Below are 19,951 nucleotides of genomic sequence, written 5' to 3'. Positions count from 1 at the left end.
CGCAACATTCGCCGCAATCGGTGCGTTGAAAGTGAAACTTGGCCGCTCCCCTTTCGGCCGTGTGGAGTTACGATGATGTCGATGCGTCTTGTCCTTGCCGTGGCGATCGCCGCCGTCCCCGCCGCCGCCTACGCCCAGGAGCAGGGCAGCCAGCCGCCGCAGCGCATCCGCAGCATCACGATCCAGCCGGGCGAGAAATGTCCGGAATCGACCGCCAGCGAAGTCGTCGTCTGCGCGCCGCCCGATCAGGACCAATATCGTATCCCCAAGGCGCTGCGGGACGAGCCCAAGACGGATGTGCAGAGCATCTCGCAATCGGTGCGGATGGAGCGGGTGATGGAAGACAATCGCCGCGTGCTGCCGGGCAGCTGTTCGCCGATCGGGATGAACGGGCAGAGCGGCTGCGGGCAAAAGGCGGCAGAGGCGTGGATCGCCGAGAAGCGCGCGATCAAGAACGGCCAGCCGGTCACGCCGAACGATTGAGCGAGCGCCATGGATGATGTGACGCGCGAGGGGCATGCGCTGGTCGCGGCGGTACGCGCGGCGGCGGGCGTGCATGCGGTCAGCTGGGAGGCTCTGGTGCCTGACAGCTTCACCGTGAACTTCGCGGCCGAAGCGGTCGAAGAGGCTGCGTTCGCGGATATGGCCGAGGCGAAGCGGCGGCTGCGCGATCATATCTGCGCGGTGTATGGCGTGTCGGTGCGTGAGCTGGGTGATCTGGCGGTCGTTTGACCTGAAAGCCCTCTCCCGCTTTCGCGGGAGAGGATTGGGCGAGGGTCTTGGGGTCTCGTAGAGGATCCGCTTTGTAGAGGAAGACCCTCACCCTCCCACCGCCTGACGGCGGCGGGCCCCTCCCTCTTCCGCGAAGGCGGGAGAGGGCTTAGGAAGGAAACCGGTCCTTCAGCACCTTCCACGCCGCCCGCAGCGCATAGGCCTCACCGCCCTTCGGCCGTCCGGCCTTCGCCGTCGGGCGCCACGCGAAGACGTCGAGATGCGCCCACGCCACGCCCTTCGGCACGAACCGGCGCAGGAACAATGCCGCCGTAACCGCACCCGCGAAGCCGCCATCGGGGGCGTTGACCATGTCGGCGATGTCGGACTTCAGCATGTCGTCATAGGCATCCCACAACGGCATCCGCCACATGGGATCATGCTCCGCCACGCCCGCCGCCAGCAGGTCCGATGCCAGCGTCTCGTCATCGGTGAACAGCGGCGGTAGGTCGGGCCCGAGCGCCACGCGGGCTGCACCGGTCAGTGTCGCGAAATCGAGGATCAGCACCGGATCAGCCTCGCCGGCCTTCGACAGCGCGTCGCCCAGGATCAGGCGCCCCTCGGCGTCGGTGTTGGTGTTTTCGACGCTCAGCCCCTTGCGGCTCTTGAGCACGTCGCCGGGGCGGAAAGCATTGCCCGAAATGGCATTCTCGACCGCGGGGATCAGCAGATGGAGACGCACGGGCAGCCGTTCGGCCATCACCAGCCCGGCCAGCGCCAGCGCATGCGCCGCGCCGCCCATGTCCTTCTTCATCAGCCGCATGCCCGCAGATGGCTTGATGTCGAGCCCGCCCGAATCGAACACCACGCCCTTGCCGACGATGGCGATGCGCGGGTGGGCGGGGTTGCCCCATTCGAGCTCGATCAGCCGCGGCTCGCGTCCGCGCGCGGCGGCCTGGCCGACGGCGTGGATCATCGGATAACCGGTTTCCAGCTCGCGCCCCTTGGTCACGGTCAGCGTCGCGCCATGCGCTTCGCCGAGAGCGGCGACCTCGTCCTCTAGTTCCTCCGGCCCCAGGTCCGACGCGCCGGTGTTCACCAAGTCGCGGACGCGGGCGATGGCGGCAGCCATGCGGACGGTCGGTTCGATCCGGCCGGGCTCGCCGGTCAGCAGGACGCGGGCGCCCTCGGCCTCGTCCTTGCGATACCGGTCGAAGCGGTGCTGCGCGAGACACCAGCCCAGCATCGCCGCACCGGGCTCGCCCTCGGCCAGCCGATAGGTGCCCGGCGGCAGCGCAGCGCCGCGGCTCGCGATGCGCCAGGGCGATGTCTCCGCCTCGTTGCAGACCAGCAGCGCGGCCCAGTCCTCGGCCGCCTCACCGGGCAGGACGGTCGCATTGCCCGGCTTGCCGGTCAGGCCCGCCGCCGCGATCGCGGTTCGGACGCGCGGCGGCTGCGTGGCGAGCCAGTCGGTCCAGCGATCGGGGTGGACGACATGCAGCGCGGTCGCCGGCTGGCCGCGATCGGGGGCGAGGAAGGCGGAGAAATCGGTCATTGGGTCGGGGCCACTAGAAATTGCTCGAACCGGCCATCGGCGCCGGGTTCGCTGAAGGTGCTGATCGACAGCGCGCGGTCGCCATATTCGACGCGGTAGCGACGCGCGACGAAGCCGCCACGGGCCTGCGACGTGCCGGTCTGGACGATCCGGACCGGCTTGCCGAGCGCCCCCAGGCTCGATTTGTAATCGGCAAGCGCGGTCGTGTCGAAGTAGTAATTGGCATTGTCGGTCAGCAGCTTGCGGTCGAGTGCGCCGCTCGCAAGCTGGTCGAACACCGTCTGCGCCTTCGTCAGATAGGCCGCATCTGCCGGATCGCCGGCCGGGGCGGGCAGGGCGGTGCGGGCGATGCCCTGCGCCATCTGGACGAACGCGTCGCTGAACCAGCTGTTGGTCAGCACCGTCACCGACGTCTTCTGGTCCGGGAAGACCATGTTTTCGGACAGGAACCCCACCGACTCGCCCGAATGCTCGATCATCGGCTTGCCGGCGAACTGGCGGACGGAGACGCCCAGGCCATAGCCGGTGTCCTTGCCGTCGGTCAGCTTCACCGGCGTCTCCTGCACCGCCCAATCGTCGGCGGGCAGCAGGCTGCGGTTCATCCGCGCGATGTTCCATTTGGCCAGATCGGTCGCCGACATCGAGAGCTCTCCCGCCGCATAGAGCCAGCCCGGCGCGGCGGGGGTGTCGGGGCGGACGGGGCCGAGGGCGAAGCGCTTGTAACCCTGCGGGTACGCCGGCCCAATCGCCTTGTCCTGATCAACGACGCTGGTCATGCCGAGCGGCGTGAAGATGCGGCTTTTGAGAAAATCGAACAGCGACCGCTTCGCGACCTTCTCGACGATCTGGCCGGCGACGACATAGCCGGTGTTCGAATATTGCCACTGGGTGCCCGGCGCGAAGTCGAGCGGCTTCTTGGCCCAGCGGTCGATGATGCCTTTTGGGCGCACCGGCTTCGACATGGCGACGAAGCTGTAGTCGTGCGGCCAGTAATCCTGCAGCCCGGAGGTGTGGCTGAGCAACTGGCGAATGGTGATCTGGTCGCCGCCCGAGATGCCGGGCAGGTATTTCGACACATGGTCGTCGAGGCTGAGCTTGCCCTCGTCCTCCAGCAGCAGGATTGCCGCGGCGGTGAACTGCTTCGAATTGGAGGCGACCTGATAGGGCAGAGCGGGCGTGGCGACCGGAATCGTTTCCGACGCCTTGCCATAGGCCTTGGCAAGCACGATCCGCCCGCCGCGCACGACCGCGATCGAGGCGGAGGGGACGCCCGACTTGGCGAGCGCTTCGGTGACGATAGTGTCGATCCGTTGGCTTTCGGCCGGGGTGAGATCCTGCGCGATGACAGCGGTGGGGACGGCGGCAAGCAGCGCCGCGAGGAACAGGCTTCGCATTGACGATGTGAAGCACTGTCGGGCGGCGGGCGCAACCGTCAGCGGAAGCGGATCGTCCTGTGCGGCGGGCGCTGATCGGGCCGCGCGCACAATGTCATGGCACGGTCGATCATCCACGTCAGCCGCTTGCTCGCCTCGGCAAGTGCGCCGGGTTCGGTGCCTGTCTCCAGCGTCTCGAAGTTCAGATAGTCGAGGTCGTGGAGCACCGCATAGTTGCTGAGCGACCCGTCCGAGTTGACCACGCGCTCCTGCACGACATTCCAGTCGTCGCCGACCATCGCGTCGCGGCAGAAGGCGGCGGATGGGGTCTGCGTCGCGCGATAGGTCGCGAAGGCCACGACGTCGTCGCTGTCGAACGGCCAGCGGCGGTGCTTCGATGCGGACGGTGTCAGGATCGCGTTGCAGAAGCGTATGGAGATGACGCCTTCGCCGCTCGCATCGCCTTCCAGCGGACAGCGCGACTTGGTGCCTTCATAGCCGGGCGAATTGGTGTGGAGCGCGATGATCGGCCATGCGCCTTCGTTCACGGTCGCCAGCACCTGGCTCGGATAGCGCGGCAGGCCGTCGTGGAAGTTGCGGTTCGGGTCGATCGAGCGGCCGAAAACGACGTTGCGATTGCGCCGCCCCCCACCGCCGTCGACCGCGATCATCGCGCCGCCATATTTGCGGAGCGCGGTGAGGGCGGCCTCGAAGCCGGCGTTCTCGTCGTCGTGCGGCACGAACCAGAGGGGGCCGCGCGGGCGCTTCGGGTCGGCGATACGATAAAGCCGCCAGCGGGCGCGTTCCTCGGCGAAGTCGAGTCTGTCGACGGTCAGGCCGCGCCATTCGGCGGGCGCGCGGTGGCGGGCGAAGTCGTTGGTCTGGATGGTCACCGGGTCGAGGCGGGTGCGGGTGATGGGGCCGGGATCGTAGGCGCCGAGGAGGAGGGGAAGCGTTCCAGCGACCAGCCAGTGTTTGCGCCCCGCCGTTCGAAACACAGCCCTTGACCCTCGGCCGTCATTCCCGCGGAGGCGGGAATTCATTCTGGCTGAACGCGGTGAGTCTCAGCCAGTTCAGCGACTATTGATCCCCGCCTTCGCGGGAATGACGGTGCAGGGGAACTGTCTCAACACATCCCGTTCGTGCTGAGCTTGTCGAAGCACCGCTCTTCTTTCTTTCTTATGACCTTGCGGCACGAAGAACGGCCCTTCGACAAGCTCAGGGCGAACGGTGTTAGGGCCGGTCGACATTCAGGTCAGACCGAGCCGAAAATGGTGGTTTTGCGTGACCCGGAGCGCAGCGTACTCAAGGTACGTGAGCACCGGAAGCACGCAAGACCGCCATTTGCAGGCCGGTATGGGCTGAATGTCGATTGGCCCTAGTTCACCCCGACCGGCACCCCGTACAGGTCATGCTCGTCGGCATCCTCGATCACCACCTTAGCGATGTTCCCCACCGCCAATGCCCCGGCATCGCGCAGGAACACCTCGCCGTCGATCTCCGGCGCATCGGCCTGAGACCGCGCCGTCGCGCCGCCGTCCTCGTCGACCGCATCGACGATGACCTCCAGCGTACGCCCGACCTTGGCTGCCAGCTTCGCAGCCGAGATCGCCGCGGTCTTCTCCATGATCCGGGCGTAGCGCTCTTCCTTCACTTCTTCCGGCACCGGGTTCGGCAACGCATTGGCGGTTGCGCCCTCGACGGGTTCGAAGCGGAAAGCGCCGACGCGGTCCAACTGCGCCTCATCCAGCCAGTCGAGGAGATACTGGAAATCCTCCTCCGTCTCGCCGGGGAAGCCGACGACGAAGGTCGATCGGATCGTGATGTCGGGGCAGACCTCGCGCCAGCCTTTGATCCGCGACAGCACCTTGGCGTCGTTCGCCGGCCGCTTCATTGCGCGCAGCACGTTCGGCGCGGCGTGCTGGAACGGGATGTCGAGATAGGGAAGAACCAGCCCCTCGGCCATCAGCGGGATGACCTGATCGACATGGGGATAGGGGTAGACATAGTGGAGCCGCACCCACGGTGCGATCTGGCCCAGTTCGCGGGCCAGGTCGGTCATGTGCGGGCGGACCTCGCGGCCCTTCCACGTGCGGTTTTCGCCGCGAATGTCGATGCCATAGGCCGACGTGTCCTGGCTGATGACCAGCAGCTCGCGCGTGCCCGCCGCGACCAGCTTCTCCGCTTCGCGCAGGATCGCGTCGGGGCGGCGGCTGACGAGATCGCCGCGAAGTTGCGGGATGATGCAGAAGGCGCAGCGGTGGTTGCACCCCTCCGAAATCTTCAGATAGCTGTAGTGGCGCGGGGTCAGCTTCAGCCCGGCGTCGGGGATCAGGTCGACGTACGGGCTGATGCCGGCGGGCGCGGCCTCATGGACGGCCTCGACCACCTGCTCATATTCATGCGCGCCGGTGATCGCGAGGACGTTCGGGAAGCGCGACCGGATGACATCGGCTTCCTTGCCCATGCACCCCGTCACGATGACGCGACCGTTCTCCTTGATCGCCTCGCCGATGGCTTCGAGGCTCTCTTCCTTGGCGGAGTCGAGAAAGCCGCAGGTGTTGACCAGCACGACGTCGGCCCCGGCATAGTCGGGCGACATCTGATAGCCGTCGGCGCGCAGCTGCGTCAGGATGCGTTCGCTGTCGACCAGGTTCTTGGGACAGCCAAGCGACACCATGCCGACACGCGGCGGGGAGGGGAGAACAGTAGCCATGGGATGCGCGTGCACATAGGCGAAAATGCGCGGCTTTTCTAGGGCGCCGCTTTCGCCAGTTACGCCCTGAACACGAAGAACGCCCCCACCGCGATGAAGGCGAAGCCGATCAGGTGGTTCACGGTGATCTTCTGCCCCAGATACAGGATCGAGAAACCGGCGAAGACCGCCAGGGTGATGACTTCCTGCATGCCCTTCAATTGGGCGGCGGAATAGACGTTGCTGCCCATCCGGTTGGCCGGGACGGCGAGGCAATATTCGAAGAAGGCGATGCCCCAGCTGACGAGGATCGCGGCCCATAGCGGCGCCGACTTGTGCTTGAGGTGACCGTACCAGGCGAAGGTCATGAAGACGTTCGACAGCAGCAGCATCATCGGCGGAGCGATGCGATCGATCATGGCGGGCTCTCGTGTCTAGGTCGCGACGATTTCGACGATAGTGTCGCCGGCGCGTAACGCGTTTGATTCCGGTTGGTGCCGGCCGAACGACGTGCCGTCGCGGTAGACGCGCAATCCCGTTCCGGTCGACAGGCCTGACAGCGGCCGACCGATCTCATCGGCGGTGACCGCGCGTTCGTTCAGCGCGACCTTGCCGTGGATCGAGGCGAGGTCGGCGAGATATTCGGTGACTCGCCCGCCTTTGCACGAGGTTGCGAGCAGCAGGCCGGCGAAGCTGACCGGGTTGATCACCGTCGTCGCACCGGCAGCACGGGCGGGCAGCTCGTTGTCTTCGTTGCGGACGATGGTGCTGATCGGCAGGTCGGGTGCGACGTGCCGCGCGCTGAGCGTAATGAGGATCGAGGTGTCGTCGCGTCCGGCGGTCACGATCATCGACCGCGCCCGCGTCAGCTTGACCTCGTCGAGCAACTGGTCGCGCGTCGCATCGCCCTGCATCACCAGGCAGCCGAGCGCCTTAGCTTCCTCGATCCGCTCCGCATCGGGGTCGACGACGACCATGTTGTCAGGCGCTTCGCCGCGCGCGATCAGCTCCGCAACCGCCTCCGCACCGGTTCGGCCATAGCCTGCGACGACGATATGTCCGGTCAGCGATCGTTGCAGCAAGGCCATGCGCCATTTGTCCCAGGTTCGCTTGAGCACGAAATTATAGGCGGTCCCGATGAACAGCAGAACCACGAACACGCGGATCGGCGTGACGATCAGCGCGTCGAACAATCGCGCGCGGTCGCTGACCGGCGCGATGTCGCCATAGCCCGTCGTGGTGATCGAGATCATCGTGAAGTAGACGACGTCGAGAAAGCTGACGCGCCCATCGTAATTGTCGCGCAGCCCTTCGCGGTCGAACCAGTGAACGGCGACGGCGAGGCCAACGAGCCCAAGCACCGCAGTGACGCGCCAGCCGATCGACAGCCAGATTGGCAGTTGCGACTTGCGCTTCAGAGTGGCGGGGAGGGTGGGTCGGGTCATGTCATTGAGCCGATGTCACACATCCCACGATGCACCCGCAACGGCAGGCGCAGGGTAGGCGACTCGTCCCTCACGACGACGGCAGATAGCTGGACGGGTTCACCGGCGTGCGACCGTTGCGGACCTCGAAATGGAGCTCCGGGCGGTCCGCAAAGCCCGTATTGCCGCTGAGCGCGATCCGCTGCCCCTTCTTCACGGCCTGCCCGCGCGTAACGAGCAACTGGCTGGCGTGGCCGTAGACCGTCGTCAACCCGGTGCCGTGCTTCAGGATGACGAGCCCGCCGAACGCCGCGACGTCGCTGCCGGCATAGGCGACGACGCCATCCGCCGCGGCGAGGACGGGGGTGCCGATGGGAACCGCGATCTTGATGCCGTTGTTGCGCTCGCCCGACCGGCCGGGGCCGAAGCGGCTGACGATAGCCCCGCGCACCGGCCAGACGAAGCGGCCCGGTGCACTCGTCGGCGGCACGACCTGCGCGACGGTCGGCACCGGGCGGCGCGGCGTGGTCGTCGGGCGGACCGGACGCTGGTTGCGGGCGAGGGCGGGTTCGCTGCCGGTGACGAGATCGTCGATGTCGAGCTTGAACGCGGCGGCGCGCTCTGCGGCGGTGACCGGGCGCTCGGCCGGACTGCCGCCGGGGATCAGCACCCGCTGCCCGACACGCAGGATATAGGGCTCGTCGAGCTGGTTGTCGGTGACGATCCGGCTCCAGTCGACGCCATAGGCGCGGGCGATGGCGATGCCCGTCTGTCCGGCGCGGACCAGGTGATAGCGGCCGCCGGGGATAATCAGGCGCTGGCCGGCGGCGATGACGAAGGGCGGGGCAAGGCCGTTGGCCCGCGCGATCGCCTCCGACCCCGCGCCGGTCCTTTCTGCGATGCGGCGCAGCGTGTCGCCCGGACGGACCTCATAGGTGGCGGACGGAACCGTCTGCGCGTCCGGCACGACCGGCTGCGCCTTCCAGGCCGGCGGGGGCGCGGCGGGCGCGACGACGCCGTCGTCGAGAGTCTGACGCGGATAGTCGCGCTCGCGCTCAGGAAGCCTCTGCGGCCGGGCAGCCGGCGGCGGGGGCAGCGGCTGATCGTAACGCGGGCCGCCCATGCTCGGGATGCACGCGGTCAGGGTGCAGCCGCCCAGCGTCGTCAGAATTAGCCCTGCCCGCATCACGCCCCCTTCACTCGCCGTAGGCGGCGGCGACCGTAGCAAGCGAATCGCGGTGCGTCATGTCGAGGTGAAGGGGGGTGACGGTCACATAGCCGGCCTCGATCGCTTCGAGGTCGGTGTTGATGACCGGCGAGAAGGGAACGCTGCCGAGGCCGAACCAGTAATAGTCAAACCCGCGCGGGTCCTTGCGCTTGTCGAGTTTCAGCCGGCCATAGTCGCGCAGCCCCTGTGCCACCGTCTTGATGCCGGCGACGTCGCTTGCGGGAACCGGCGGAAAGTTGACGTTGACCAATGTCCGCGGTGCCCAGTCCATCGCGACCAGCGGCCGCACGGCACGCTCGAACCAGTGTTCGGCGGCATCGAAGCTGACCCGCTCGCCGGGGGCGGGCGTCGCATAGCGCTGACTGAGCGCGATCGAGGGGATGCCGGCCAGAGCGCCTTCCATCGCGGCGGAGACGGTGCCGGAATAGCTGACATCCTCGCCCAGGTTCGCGCCGCGGTTGATGCCCGAGAGGATCAGGTCTGGACGCGCATCCTTCATGATCTCAGCGAGCGCCATCATGACCGCATCGGTCGGCGTACCGGTCACCGCCCAGCGCTTCTCGCCGAAGCTGCGCAGCCGGACGGGTTCGGTGAGCGTCAGTGAGCGGCCCTTGCCCGACTGTTCTTCGGCCGGCGCGACGACGGTGACGTCGTCGGACAGCGTACGGGCGAGGCGTTCGAGCAGCGCCAGGCCGCGGGCGTGAATGCCGTCGTCGTTAGTGAGTAGGATGCGCATCAGCTCAAATCCTCCCCGGTGCGGGGAGGGGGACCGCGACGCAGAGCGGCGTGGTGGAGGGGGCTATCTGCGAGCGGTGCATCTGCGGCACGCCCCCTCCACCAGCCTGCGGCTGGTCCCCCTCCCCGTGAACGGGGAGGATCACTTGGTCGGCTCCACCACCGTCAGCCCGCCCATATACGGGTGCAACGCCTCCGGCACGGCGACGCTTCCGTCCTCCTGCTGGTAATTCTCCATCACGGCGACCAACGTCCGTCCGACCGCAAGCCCCGACCCATTCAGCGTGTGGACGAACCGCGTGCCCTTTTCCCCGGCGGGGCGATAGCGTGCGTTCATGCGGCGGGCCTGGAAGTCGCCGGTCGTCGAGCAACTCGAAATCTCGCGATACGCGTTCTGACCCGGCAGCCAGACCTCGAGGTCGAAGGTGCGCCGCGCGCCGAAGCCCATGTCGCCGGTGCACAGCAGCAGGCGGCGATAGGGCAGGGCGAGCGCTTCGAGGATGCCCTCGGCGCAAGACGTCATGCGCTCATGCTCGGCATCGCTGTCCTCGGGGCGGCAGACGGTGACCAGCTCGACCTTCTCGAACTGATGCTGACGGATGAAGCCGCGGGTATCGCGTCCCGCCGCGCCGGCTTCGCTGCGGAAGCACAGCGTGTGCGCGGTCATCCGCATCGGCTCGGCGAGATCGCCCAGAATGCGATCGGCGACCGACGCGGTCAGGCTGACTTCCGAGGTCGGGATCAGCCAGCGGCCATCGGTGGTGCGGAACGAATCCTCGGCGAACTTGGGCAGCTTGTCGGTGCCGTACATCGCGCTGTCGCCGACCAGCACCGGCGGATTGCACTCGACATAGCCGTTCTGCGTCACATGCCGGTCGAGCATGAACTGCGCGAGCGCCCGGTGCAGCCGCGCGATCCCGCCGCGCAGGAAGGTGAAGCGCGCGCCCGAGAGGCGGGTGCCGGTCTCGAAATCCATGCCCAGCGCCGGCGCCATGTCGGCATGCTCCTTCGGCGCGAAGGCGAACTCCCGCAGCGTGCCCCAGCGCTTCTGCTCGACGTTGCCGGTTTCGTCCGCGCCGCGCGGCACGTCGGCGGCGGGCAGGTTGGGGATTGTCGCGAGCCGGGCGGTCAGCTCCTCGGCCACCGCTTTCTGCTCCGCCTCGATCTGCGGCAGACGTTCCTTCAGCGCGGCGACCTCGGCCATCAGGTCGGTCGGATCGTCGCGCCGTGCCTTGGCCGCGCCGATCGCCTTCGACGCCTCGTTCCGCTGCGCCAGCACCGACTGAACCTCGGTCGTGAGCGCACGGGCGCGCTCGTCGATCGCCAGCAGTTCGGACGACAGGGGGGCAAGGCCGCGCCGGGCCAGGCCGGCGTCGAAGGCTTGCGGGTTTTCGCGGATGGAACGGATGTCGTGCATGGCGCGGGCTATGACGTTCGCCGCGGACACGCGCAACCCGCGCGCTCCGGACACGTTGTCACGGCGTAACCAAAGGAGATCAGAATGCGGGTTCCGCACAACGCCGTGGTTGTCGTCGCCGATGGCCGCAAGATGCTGTTTCTGAGGAACGAGGGCGATGGGCTCGCCCCCAACCTTCAGGTCGAACATGCCGAGGAACAGTCCAATCCGAGCGACGGCGAGCAGAAGACCGACCAGGCCGGTCGCGCAGCCTCGACGCGCGGCGGCGCCTTCGCCGCGGGCGGTGGCACGATGGGCGAAGTCGACTTCCACCAGCAGGAGGAGGATCGCTTCGCCGCCGACACGGCCGCATTGCTGAAGAAGCGCGCGCTGGCGAATGATTTCGAGAAGCTGATCATTATCGCGCCGCCCCGGACGCTCGGCGAATTGCGCAAACATTATCACAAGGAGGTCAGCGACCGTCTGGCGGGCGAACTCGCCAAGGACCTGACGGGGCATCCGATCCCCGACATCGAAAAGGCGCTGATCGCAGCAGATTAGGACGCGATCACCCGGCACCGGGCGGGCAGTCGTCCGGCTCGGTGCAGGTCCTGGGCACGCGTGAAATGCAAGAAGGCCCGGTCTCCTCCCCCGGAGACCGGGCCTTCCTACTGCCCCGCACCTGCTATCGTCGTCGCTATGCGTCGACGTATCTCTTCTTCGCCCGCCGCCTAGTGGTGGCGTTCCGGACAGCGTTTCCGGCGATGCTCTCCCAAGTTACAAGCCATCATCTCAGATGCAATCGCGTTAACTTTGAATAAGTGCGAAAAAGCTGCTGCAATGGCGTGCATCTGTTGGCTATCATGGTTGACGTTCTATTTTGGCACATGTTCGAAGGATTTGTCGCGGCTGGCGATAGTGTCGGGCACTGTCCGCCCATAGGCGTGTTCAGCGGCGGGAAAGCCGGACTGTGCCAATCACAACACAACGGACGACCATTCGTATCGGTCGCTTGTAGTGGTGTCGGCGCTTCCGTATAGGCGGCCCGGGCACAATATGGCGGTCTTTCGAGAGACGCGATCTCCCGTCGAGACCGAGGTGGAGAGTGGGGATGGCTACGGTTCTCGATGCGTCGGACGGCATTCCGTTTCCGGCGAACGACACGGGTGACGGATATCGGCCCAGCGCCGACGAACCTTTCATGTGTCCGCGCCAGCAGGACTATTTCCGCGCGAAGTTGAACGCGTGGAAGGATGCGATCTACCGCGAAGCGGCCGGCACCCTGTCCCAGCTCCAGACCGACTCCCTGCGCGAATCCGATATCGCCGATCGTGCGACCAGCGAAACCGATTGGGGGATCGAACTGCGCACGCGTGACCGTCAGCGCAAGCTGATCGCGAAGATCGACGCCGCGCTGCGTCGCATCGACGACGGCGAATATGGCTATTGCGAAGTCACCGGCGAGCCGATCCCGCTCGGGCGACTGGAAGCCCGTCCGACCGCGACGATGACGGTCGAGGCGCAGGAGCGGCACGAACGCAACGAACGCGTCTCGCGCGAGGACTGATTAGGGGTGCCTGCGCGGGCTGTGTGCAGGCGGTACCTCGATCATCTACCACCTGCCCGGTTAACGCTTTGGCAGCCTTCGCATGCTGTAGTCAGCACGAGGCAATGGGCCTTTACGTATCCGGAACGGTGATGGACGATCTCTCTTACGGCGTGAGCGCGCAGACCACGGTCGACGATATCGGCATTCAGCGCCCCGGGCGAGACGCTCTCGTGATGTCGGCCCAGCTCAGGCTGTCGTCCTTGGCGACGCCGGTGACGGTGCGGATCCGCAACCTGTCCGCCGGTGGGCTGATGGCCGAATTTTCCGGCCGGGCCGGGGTGGGCGATGCGATCGAAGTCGATATCCGCGGAATCGGCTGGGTGTCCGGCCGGATCGCCTGGATCGCAGAAGGCCGCATGGGAATCGCGCTGGATAACGACATCGATCCCCGGCTTGCCCATGATGCGCGGTCCACGCTCCAACTGATCTGATTCGCCGGCGATCCGGTGCCCGAGACTCGGGCGATCCGTGCGCAGGTTTCGTCCCGGACATGCAAAAGCCCGGCGCTGCAGTCGCCGGGCTTCGTCATTTCTCCAGATCGTCGCGGCCGATCAACCGCCCGACATCTCTTCCTTCAATCTCAGCTTCCGCTTCTTCAACTCGGCGATGGCGGCCTGATCCGGCGCCGGGCGTCCCTGCTCGTCTGCGATGCGGGCGTCGAGCGAAGCGTGCTTGGCTTCGAGCGCCGTGTAATGCGCGGTCTGCATGGATGGATATCTCCTGCTGTTGGTTGCGGGATGCACAGTTAGATCATGGATCGGACGGCTTGTCGCGGGGGCAATAGGGTGCAATCGGTGACGCGTGCGGTTTTGCGTGACGAAGCGTTTGCGGGAAGGGGTAGGCGATGGACGAGGCCGATGTCCGGCAGAAGCTGGCCGCGTTGAAGGTGGAGCACCGCGACCTCGATGCCGCGACCGAAGCGCTGCTGTGCCAGACCGCGCCCGACCAGTTGCTCGTCGCCCGGCTGAAGAAGCGCAAGCTGATGCTGAAGGACGAGATGGCGCAGCTGGAGGATATGCTGGTCCCCGACATTATCGCCTGAACGGTGTGGACCGGGTCGTATCGGGACAGATCGTGCGCGCGTTAACCATAATTGCCGCTTTGGCCGCGAATCATAGCATGGCAGGTGTTACCGCGCAGGGTTCAGGGAGTAGGTGATGCGCGAGGTGCCGCATTCGAGGATGCATCGTCGGCTGATCGATTCCCTTTATGTGGAATCGATGCTGCTGGCCGACGAGGCACGCGGCTATTTCGATGAAGGTGGGCGCAGGGACCGGGAATCGCTCGACGCTCTGTCGCGGGTGCTGTTTTCCTGTGAGTCGATGAAGGTCACGACGCGGCTGATGCATGTCATCGCCTGGCTGCTGACCCAGCGGGCGGTGGCCGCGGGCGAACTGCCGGTCAAGGACGCGCTGGACCCGTCCCGCCGGCTGGGCGACGCGCCCGAGACCGACGAGGCCGCGCTGAGCAATCTGCCCGACGGTGCGCGCTTGCTGATCGGCGCGAGCATCGACCTGCACCGCCGCGTCGAACGTTTCGACATCGCGCAGGGGCGCCCGAAGCTGGTCGACAGTCCGGCGCGGTCGATCCAGGACCGGCTCGCTCTGGCATTGGCCAGCTGAGCCGAGCGTCTCGACCGATCGCATCTTCGTTGAGTGACGATGGCAAAAGTCCGATCAGCGCTCCCGCGCAGGCGGGAGCCCAGAGCCACGAGCATCGCGGGTCGTTGTATTGCTTGACCCTGGGTTCCCGCCTGCGCGGGAACACCGAATAGTTTCGGTCGTGGACGAAGGACTTTCGGAGAGGTTTTATGGGGCGGGGCGGGCTCAAATCCCCAACCGAACCCGCGCCGCCGCATATTCGCGCGCCAGCTTCGCGACATAATCCCCCGCCGGCATCACCGCATCGATCGCGCCGATGCCCTGGCCCGACCCCCAGATGTCGCGCCAAGCCTTCGCCTTGGATCCTTCGTTCCCGCCGAAGTTCATCGTCTTCAGGTCGCCCTCGGGCAGGTTGTCGGGGTCGAGGCCCGATGCCGTGATTGAGGCGCGCAGGTAATTGCCGTGAACGCCGGTGAACAGGTTCGAATAGACGATGTCGCTTGCGCGCCCCTCGACGATGCCCTGCTTGTAACCGTCGACCGCGTTCGCCTCAGCTGTCGCGATGAAGGGCGAGCCGATATAGGCGATGTCGGCGCCCATTGCCTGCGCCGCGAGCACCGCGTCACCGGTCGCGATCGAGCCCGACAGCGCGAGCGGCCCGTCGAACCACTGGCGGATTTCCTGGACGATCGCGAAGGGCGACAGCCGCCCCGCGTGCCCGCCCGCGCCGGTCGCGACCGCGATCAGCCCGTCCGCCCCCTTTTCCACCGCCTTGCGCGCGAAACGGTCGTCGATGACGTCGTGTAGCGTGATCCCGCCCCAGCCGCGGACGGCGGTGTTCAGGTCCTCGCGCGCACCCAGCGACGTGATGATGATCGGCACCTGCCATTTCGCACAGGTCGCCAGGTCGGCCTCCAGCCGGTCGTTCGACTTGTGGACGATCTGGTTGACCGCGAAGGGCGCGGCCGGCGTATCCGGATTGTCCCGGTTCCACGCCGACAGTTCCTCGGTGATGCGATGCAGCCATTCGTCGAGCAGCGCCTGGGGCCGCGCGTTGAGCGCCGGAAAGCTGCCGACGATCCCCGCCTTGCACTGCGCGATCACCAGATCGGGGTTCGAGATGATGAACAGCGGCGATCCGATGACGGGGAGCCGAAGCCGGTCGAACAGGGGAGGAAGAGCCATGTCGGTTTTGTGCCGCAACCCAAATGGGCTGTCCAGCGGACCCGGCGTGCGCTTCATGAGATGACCCGGGCAGGGCGGTTGCGTGCGCCGCTCGGCGGGCGCAAGAACCGCTCATCCAGATTTTGCCCCGGAGTGTCGGAATGAGCCGCCTTGCCACTGCCTTGCTGTTGATGACCGTTTCCACGCCCGCGCTGGCGCAGGGGCAGTTGCCGAAGACCGTCGTGCCCGTCAGCTACGACATCAAGATCGAGCCCGATGCGAGCGCGATGACCTTCACCGGCAGCGAGACGGTGAACGTCCGCGTGACCGCGCCGACCAAAACGATCGTGCTGAACGCCGCCGATCTCGACGTCACGCTGGCCAGCGTCGACGGCGTGCAGGTGAAGCCGGTGCTGAACGCGCAGGCGCAGACGCTGACGCTGAACCTTGCCAAGCCGCTGACCGCGGGCAACCACCGCGTCGCCTTCGTCTGGTCGGGCAAGATCAATACCTCCGCCGCCGGGCTATTCGCGATCGACTACACCAACCCCGACGGAAGCAAGGCGCGGATGCTGGCGACGCAGTTCGAGGCGCCCGACGCCCGCCGTTTCGCGCCGATGTGGGACGAACCGGCGTTCAAGGCGAAGTTCACGCTCTCGGCCGTCGCGCCCAAGGGCCAGACCGCGTTTTCGAACATGCCGGCGAAGGTCACGAAGCTGACCGGCGACAAGCAGCTGTACAGCTTCGGCGAGAGCCCGATCATGTCGAGCTACCTGCTCTACCTCGGCATGGGTGATGTCGAGCGCAAGACGGTGATGGCGGGCAAGACCGAGATCGGCGTCATCACGCGGCGCGGTGTCATCGACCAGGCGGACTATGCGCTTGCAGCCGCCAAGCGGCTGCTTCCCTATTACGAATCCTATTTCGGCCAGCCCTATCCGCTGCCCAAGATGGACATGATCGCCGGCCCGGGTTCGTCGCAGTTCTTCGGCGCGATGGAGAATTGGGGCGCGATCTTCTATTTCGAGCCTGAGCTGCTGTTCGACGCCAAGCGCGCGACGGTCAGCAACCAGCAGCGCATCTACACCGTCATCGCGCATGAGATGGCGCACCAGTGGTTCGGCGATCTCGTCACCATGCGCTGGTGGGACGATCTCTGGCTGAACGAGGGCTTCGCGAGCTGGATGGAGGGCAAGGCGACCGCCGCGCTCAACCCGCAATGGGATTATCGCGCGCTGACCGTGGCGACCGAGCGGGAGGCGGCGATGCGGCTCGATGCGACCGCAGCGACGCATCCCGTCATCCGCAAGGTGACGACGGTCGACCAGATCGGCGAGGCGTTCGACACCATCACCTACCAGAAGGGGCAGGCCGTCATCGACATGCTGGAAAGCACGGTCGGCGAAGCGAAGTTCCGCGATGGCGTGCGGCGCTACATGGCGAAGTACAAGTATAGCAACACGCTGACCGACCAGCTGTGGGCGGAAGTGTCCGCCGCGGCGGGCCGCGACGTCGCGCCGTTCATGCACGACTTTACGTTGCAGGGCGGCGTGCCGCTGATCAGCGTGGCGACCAGCGCTTGCACGGGCGGGCGCTCGACGCTGACCTTCCGCCAGACGCGCTTCGGCCTCGATGCCGCGTCGAAGGCGCCGCAGACGTGGCGCGTGCCGGTGACCTGGACGACGCTGGGCACGGGCGCGGGGGCCAAGGGTTCTAAGGAAGTACGCGGCGCGACGCCGCAGACCGCTTCGGCCGGTTGCGGGACCGTCTTCGTCAATCCCGGCATGGGCGGCTATTTCCGCACACGCTACGACGCGGCCGGGCATGATGCGGTGGTGAAGGCCTTCGCCAGCCTGCCGGTGGCGGATCAGGTCGGCTTTATGGGCGACGACATGGCGCTGGGCTATAGCGGCGACCAGGATCTCGCGCTCTATTTTCAGACTTTGGGTGCGGTGACGGCGGATGCCGATCCGCTGGTGTGGACGATGGCGTCGGGCCAGCTGGCGCGACTGTCGGGCATGTATGACGGCACGCCGCTCGGCGACCGGGTGCAGGCGAAGACGCTTCAGGTGCTTGCCCCCGCGCTCGACCGCTACGGGCTGGAGCCGAAGCGTGACGACAGCGCGGCGGTGACCAATTTGCGCGAGCAACTGGTGTCGCTGCTCGGCGGGGCCGGCGATCCTCGCGTCGTCGATCGCGCCCGCAGCTATTTCGCCGCCGTGCGCAAGGACTCCTCGGCCATCCCACCGGCGATCCGCCGCCCGATGCTCGGCACCTTCGCGCGCAACGCGACCGCAGCCGATTGGGACGCCTTGCTCGCGACGACGCGCGCAGAGACGAACCCGGTGGTCAAGAACAGCTATATCAGCCTGCTCGGCGTCGCGAAGGACGAGGCGCTGGCCAACCAAGCGCTCGAACTGGTCAAGTCGTCCGACTTCACCGACCAGCAGAAGATCAGCCTGCTCGCCGCCGTCGCGCAGGCGCATCCCGACCTTGCCTTCGACTTCGCGACGGCCAATGCCGCGATGATCAACCCGATGCTGGAAACCAGTTCGCGCTCCAGCTTCATCGTCCAGCTGGGCGGCGGGTCGAACGATCCCAAGATGCCGGCGAAGATCACCGACTGGGCGGCGAAGAACCTGCCCGAGGCGTCGCGCGGGACCGCGGTGCGGACGGTGAACGCGATCCGCAACCGGGCGGTGTTCGCGGATCGACTGCGGCCGGCGGTTACGACTTGGGCGGGGAATTAAGGGCCGCAACTAACCAAACCAACCATCGTCATTCCCGCGAAGGCGGGAATCCATTCTGGCTGGCCGATGTGAGTCTCATCTCGGTCAGCCGGAATTCGCCCCCGCCTCCGCGGGGGTGACGGCTTAAGATCGCTAGAGGGAGGCATCAGCGCCGCGCAAAGGCTGCCGCGATCAGCCGCTTCGTCGCGGCCCAGGCCGCTGTTTCAGGGGCGACCAGTTCGACATGGCCGGTCGCGGGAACGGTGTGCAATGTCACCCGGTCGCCCTTCGCCCGGGCCGCAGCCACGTAATCGGTCGCCATCCGAAACGGGATGATCTTGTCCTCGCGGCCGTTCACGAGATCCTGTGGCACTCCCAGCGGAAACAAACGGGGGACCGACGTATCGGCATAAGGATCGGCCCGCCCGGTTCCCAAGAGTTTCGCCACCACCTCCGTCCCACACCCATTGTCCGGGCTAGCCGCGGTCGCCTCAAGATCGGGCAGACCGCCCAGACTGACGACGCTGTCGATCCGCTGCGGCTGAGCGGTGCGCAGTGCGCTGTCCCTCGGCAGCTTCGGCCGCCCCGCGAGCCACAGCGCCAGGTGTCCGCCCGCCGAATGGCCCACCGCAACGATCCGTTGCGTATCCAGCCCGAACCGCTTCGCCTCGACGCGCATTCGATCGGTCGCCGCCGCCGCATCCTGGAACGTTCCGGGATAGCCGCCCCCTGTGCGATCGACGCCGCGATAGTCGATGTTCCAGACGGCATAGCCCGAGCGGCGCAAATCGTCGGCGACCCAGTTCATCAGGCTGCGGTCGGCGATCGACGTCTGCCAGCAGCCGCCGTGCACCATCACCACCGTCCGGTACGGCGGCTTCGCACCCTTCGGCAGCCAGACGTCGACCTTCTGCATCGAATCGCTGCCATAGGCGACGGTCGCATCGGGTTCGGGCTTGGGTCGCTTGGTTAGGTCGGGCCATGTCAGCAGGTCGCCGGTCATGAGGCTGAGACTAACGGCGAGCGCGGTGTGAAGGAACATGCCGCGAGGTTAGCGGGCAAGACGCCCCCAGACCAGCGGGCGATCAGCCCGCGGAGGGGAGGGGTGGGACGGCGGGTATCTTCCCCGCCGCACGGCCGCGGATCACATTGCGGCGCTGTTCGAGCAATTCGACGACCTGCGCCGCGAAGCTCGACAATTGCCGCCTTTCGCGCTCGCTCATCCCCTCGGGCCGCGGGCGCGGATCGAACAGACAGACGGTGCCCAGCCGTGCGCGGTTGAGGGCCTTGATCGGTGCCGCCGCATAGAAGCGGACCCCGCCTTCGCACGCGACATGGATGTTGTCGCGAAAGGTCGGATGTTGGCGCGCGTCGGGCAGGACGGTGGTGTCGTCGCTTTCGAGGATATGGGTGCAGAGCGATTGGACGCGCGGCACGGACGTTCCGTCCACGCCATAGCGCGCCTTGTACCACTGGCGGTTGTCGTCGATGAACGAGATGACGGCGCTGCGGACGCTGAATGTTGTCGCGATCCGGGCGACGAGTGCGGTGAATTCGGGTTCCTCGGGCGTGTCCATCACTGCGTAACTGTGCAGCGTAGCGATGCGCGCAGCTTCGGTGACCATAGAGATTCACTCCCTCAGTCAAACCCTTACGGAATAATCCTTAGGAAAGAGTAAGCGGCACGGTAGTTTTGCGAGGTCATTGTCGATCAAACACCGCACGGCCCCG

21 protein-coding genes are annotated in these 19,951 nt (G+C 66.6%); 8 read left to right on the top strand and 13 right to left on the bottom strand.

Annotated features, from left to right (window positions below; genetic code table 11):
- Window positions 1-72: 72 nt before the first annotated feature.
- Together ACFSC3_RS15250 and ACFSC3_RS15245 are read left to right on the top strand one after the other, a co-directional pair.
- The gene (locus ACFSC3_RS15250) at window positions 73-483 is read left to right on the top strand and encodes a hypothetical protein (protein ID WP_380941283.1); all 411 of its coding nucleotides are present in this window, start codon (window positions 73-75) and stop codon (window positions 481-483) included.
- A 9-nt stretch (window positions 484-492) separates the two neighbouring features.
- Window positions 493-732: a hypothetical protein gene (locus ACFSC3_RS15245; RefSeq protein WP_380941282.1), complete on the top strand. Its 240-nt coding sequence runs from the start codon at window positions 493-495 to the stop codon at window positions 730-732.
- A gap of 148 nt (window positions 733-880) precedes the next feature.
- Here the strand turns inward: ACFSC3_RS15245 and ACFSC3_RS15240 are convergent, their stop codons facing one another.
- The 9 genes from ACFSC3_RS15240 to serS all read right to left on the bottom strand — a co-directional run bounded on the left by ACFSC3_RS15240 (window position 881) and on the right by serS (window position 11,138).
- Window positions 881-2,266 (bottom strand): leucyl aminopeptidase family protein, encoded by a 1,386-nt coding sequence (locus ACFSC3_RS15240; RefSeq protein WP_380941281.1) that lies wholly within the window; start codon window positions 2,264-2,266, stop codon window positions 881-883.
- Window positions 2,263-3,660, bottom strand: a complete 1,398-nt coding sequence (locus ACFSC3_RS15235; protein ID WP_380941280.1) for a serine hydrolase domain-containing protein — start codon at window positions 3,658-3,660, stop codon at window positions 2,263-2,265. The genes ACFSC3_RS15240 and ACFSC3_RS15235 overlap by 4 nt, the downstream gene beginning before the upstream one ends.
- 38 nt (window positions 3,661-3,698) lie before the next feature.
- Window positions 3,699-4,637, bottom strand: coding sequence for a hypothetical protein (locus ACFSC3_RS15230; protein WP_380941279.1), 939 nt, complete (start codon window positions 4,635-4,637; stop codon window positions 3,699-3,701).
- 380 nt (window positions 4,638-5,017) lie between these two features.
- A complete protein-coding gene (gene rimO / locus ACFSC3_RS15225; protein WP_380941278.1) occupies window positions 5,018-6,355 on the bottom strand; it encodes a 30S ribosomal protein S12 methylthiotransferase RimO in 1,338 nt (445 codons plus the stop codon).
- A gap of 59 nt (window positions 6,356-6,414) precedes the next feature.
- Window positions 6,415-6,753: a DMT family protein gene (locus tag ACFSC3_RS15220; protein WP_380941277.1), complete on the bottom strand. Its 339-nt coding sequence runs from the start codon at window positions 6,751-6,753 to the stop codon at window positions 6,415-6,417.
- 15 nt (window positions 6,754-6,768) lie between these two features.
- Entirely contained in the window at window positions 6,769-7,779 is a 1,011-nt protein-coding gene (locus ACFSC3_RS15215) for a potassium channel family protein (protein WP_380941276.1), read from the bottom strand.
- A 70-nt stretch (window positions 7,780-7,849) separates the two neighbouring features.
- Complete coding sequence (locus tag ACFSC3_RS15210; protein WP_380941275.1) at window positions 7,850-8,944, bottom strand: peptidoglycan DD-metalloendopeptidase family protein; 1,095 nt, start codon at window positions 8,942-8,944, stop codon at window positions 7,850-7,852.
- Window positions 8,945-8,954: 10 nt separating this feature from the next.
- Window positions 8,955-9,722 (bottom strand): 5'/3'-nucleotidase SurE, encoded by a 768-nt coding sequence (gene surE, locus ACFSC3_RS15205; RefSeq protein ID WP_380941274.1) that lies wholly within the window; start codon window positions 9,720-9,722, stop codon window positions 8,955-8,957.
- Window positions 9,723-9,863: 141 nt separating this feature from the next.
- Entirely contained in the window at window positions 9,864-11,138 is a 1,275-nt protein-coding gene (gene serS, locus ACFSC3_RS15200; RefSeq protein ID WP_380941273.1) for a serine--tRNA ligase, read from the bottom strand.
- 84 nt (window positions 11,139-11,222) lie between these two features.
- Between serS and ACFSC3_RS15195 the strand changes: the two genes are divergently transcribed.
- From ACFSC3_RS15195 to ACFSC3_RS15185, 3 genes are all read left to right on the top strand, one after another.
- Window positions 11,223-11,678: a host attachment family protein gene (locus tag ACFSC3_RS15195; protein WP_380941272.1), complete on the top strand. Its 456-nt coding sequence runs from the start codon at window positions 11,223-11,225 to the stop codon at window positions 11,676-11,678.
- Between the two features lie 550 nt (window positions 11,679-12,228).
- On the top strand, window positions 12,229-12,684 hold the full coding sequence (gene dksA, locus ACFSC3_RS15190) for an RNA polymerase-binding protein DksA (protein WP_380941271.1): 456 nt from the start codon (window positions 12,229-12,231) through the stop codon (window positions 12,682-12,684).
- Between the two features lie 131 nt (window positions 12,685-12,815).
- Window positions 12,816-13,157 (top strand): PilZ domain-containing protein, encoded by a 342-nt coding sequence (locus ACFSC3_RS15185; protein WP_380941270.1) that lies wholly within the window; start codon window positions 12,816-12,818, stop codon window positions 13,155-13,157.
- Window positions 13,158-13,277: 120 nt separating this feature from the next.
- On the opposite strand, the gene ACFSC3_RS15180 is transcribed toward ACFSC3_RS15185, so the two are convergent.
- On the bottom strand, window positions 13,278-13,433 hold the full coding sequence (locus ACFSC3_RS15180; protein WP_380941269.1) for a YdcH family protein: 156 nt from the start codon (window positions 13,431-13,433) through the stop codon (window positions 13,278-13,280).
- Between the two features lie 137 nt (window positions 13,434-13,570).
- Here ACFSC3_RS15180 and ACFSC3_RS15175 point away from each other — a divergent pair, with 137 nt between their 5' ends.
- Window positions 13,571-13,768, top strand: coding sequence for a YdcH family protein (locus ACFSC3_RS15175; RefSeq protein WP_380941268.1), 198 nt, complete (start codon window positions 13,571-13,573; stop codon window positions 13,766-13,768).
- Between the two features lie 115 nt (window positions 13,769-13,883).
- Window positions 13,884-14,348, top strand: coding sequence for a DUF1465 family protein (locus ACFSC3_RS15170; protein ID WP_380941267.1), 465 nt, complete (start codon window positions 13,884-13,886; stop codon window positions 14,346-14,348).
- Between the two features lie 204 nt (window positions 14,349-14,552).
- Here ACFSC3_RS15170 and ACFSC3_RS15165 read toward each other — a convergent pair whose 3' ends face one another.
- The gene (locus ACFSC3_RS15165) at window positions 14,553-15,512 is read right to left on the bottom strand and encodes an NAD(P)H-dependent flavin oxidoreductase (protein WP_380941266.1); all 960 of its coding nucleotides are present in this window, start codon (window positions 15,510-15,512) and stop codon (window positions 14,553-14,555) included.
- A 140-nt stretch (window positions 15,513-15,652) separates the two neighbouring features.
- On the opposite strand from ACFSC3_RS15165, the gene ACFSC3_RS15160 reads away from it, so the two are divergent.
- On the top strand, window positions 15,653-18,241 hold the full coding sequence (locus ACFSC3_RS15160) for a M1 family metallopeptidase (RefSeq protein ID WP_380941265.1): 2,589 nt from the start codon (window positions 15,653-15,655) through the stop codon (window positions 18,239-18,241).
- 145 nt (window positions 18,242-18,386) lie between these two features.
- Here the strand turns inward: ACFSC3_RS15160 and ACFSC3_RS15155 are convergent, their stop codons facing one another.
- Together ACFSC3_RS15155 and ACFSC3_RS15150 are read right to left on the bottom strand one after the other, a co-directional pair.
- Entirely contained in the window at window positions 18,387-19,262 is an 876-nt protein-coding gene (locus tag ACFSC3_RS15155) for an alpha/beta hydrolase (RefSeq protein WP_380941264.1), read from the bottom strand.
- Window positions 19,263-19,305: 43 nt separating this feature from the next.
- The gene (locus ACFSC3_RS15150) at window positions 19,306-19,845 is read right to left on the bottom strand and encodes a GAF domain-containing protein (RefSeq protein WP_380941263.1); all 540 of its coding nucleotides are present in this window, start codon (window positions 19,843-19,845) and stop codon (window positions 19,306-19,308) included.
- Between the last annotated feature and the right edge of the window lie 106 nt (window positions 19,846-19,951).

This window comes from Sphingomonas floccifaciens (genome assembly GCF_042681125.1).
GTDB lineage: Bacteria > Pseudomonadota > Alphaproteobacteria > Sphingomonadales > Sphingomonadaceae > Sphingomonas > Sphingomonas floccifaciens.
Note: the sequence above shows the minus strand (reverse complement) of the source record. Positions and strands in the feature narration are given on the sequence as shown.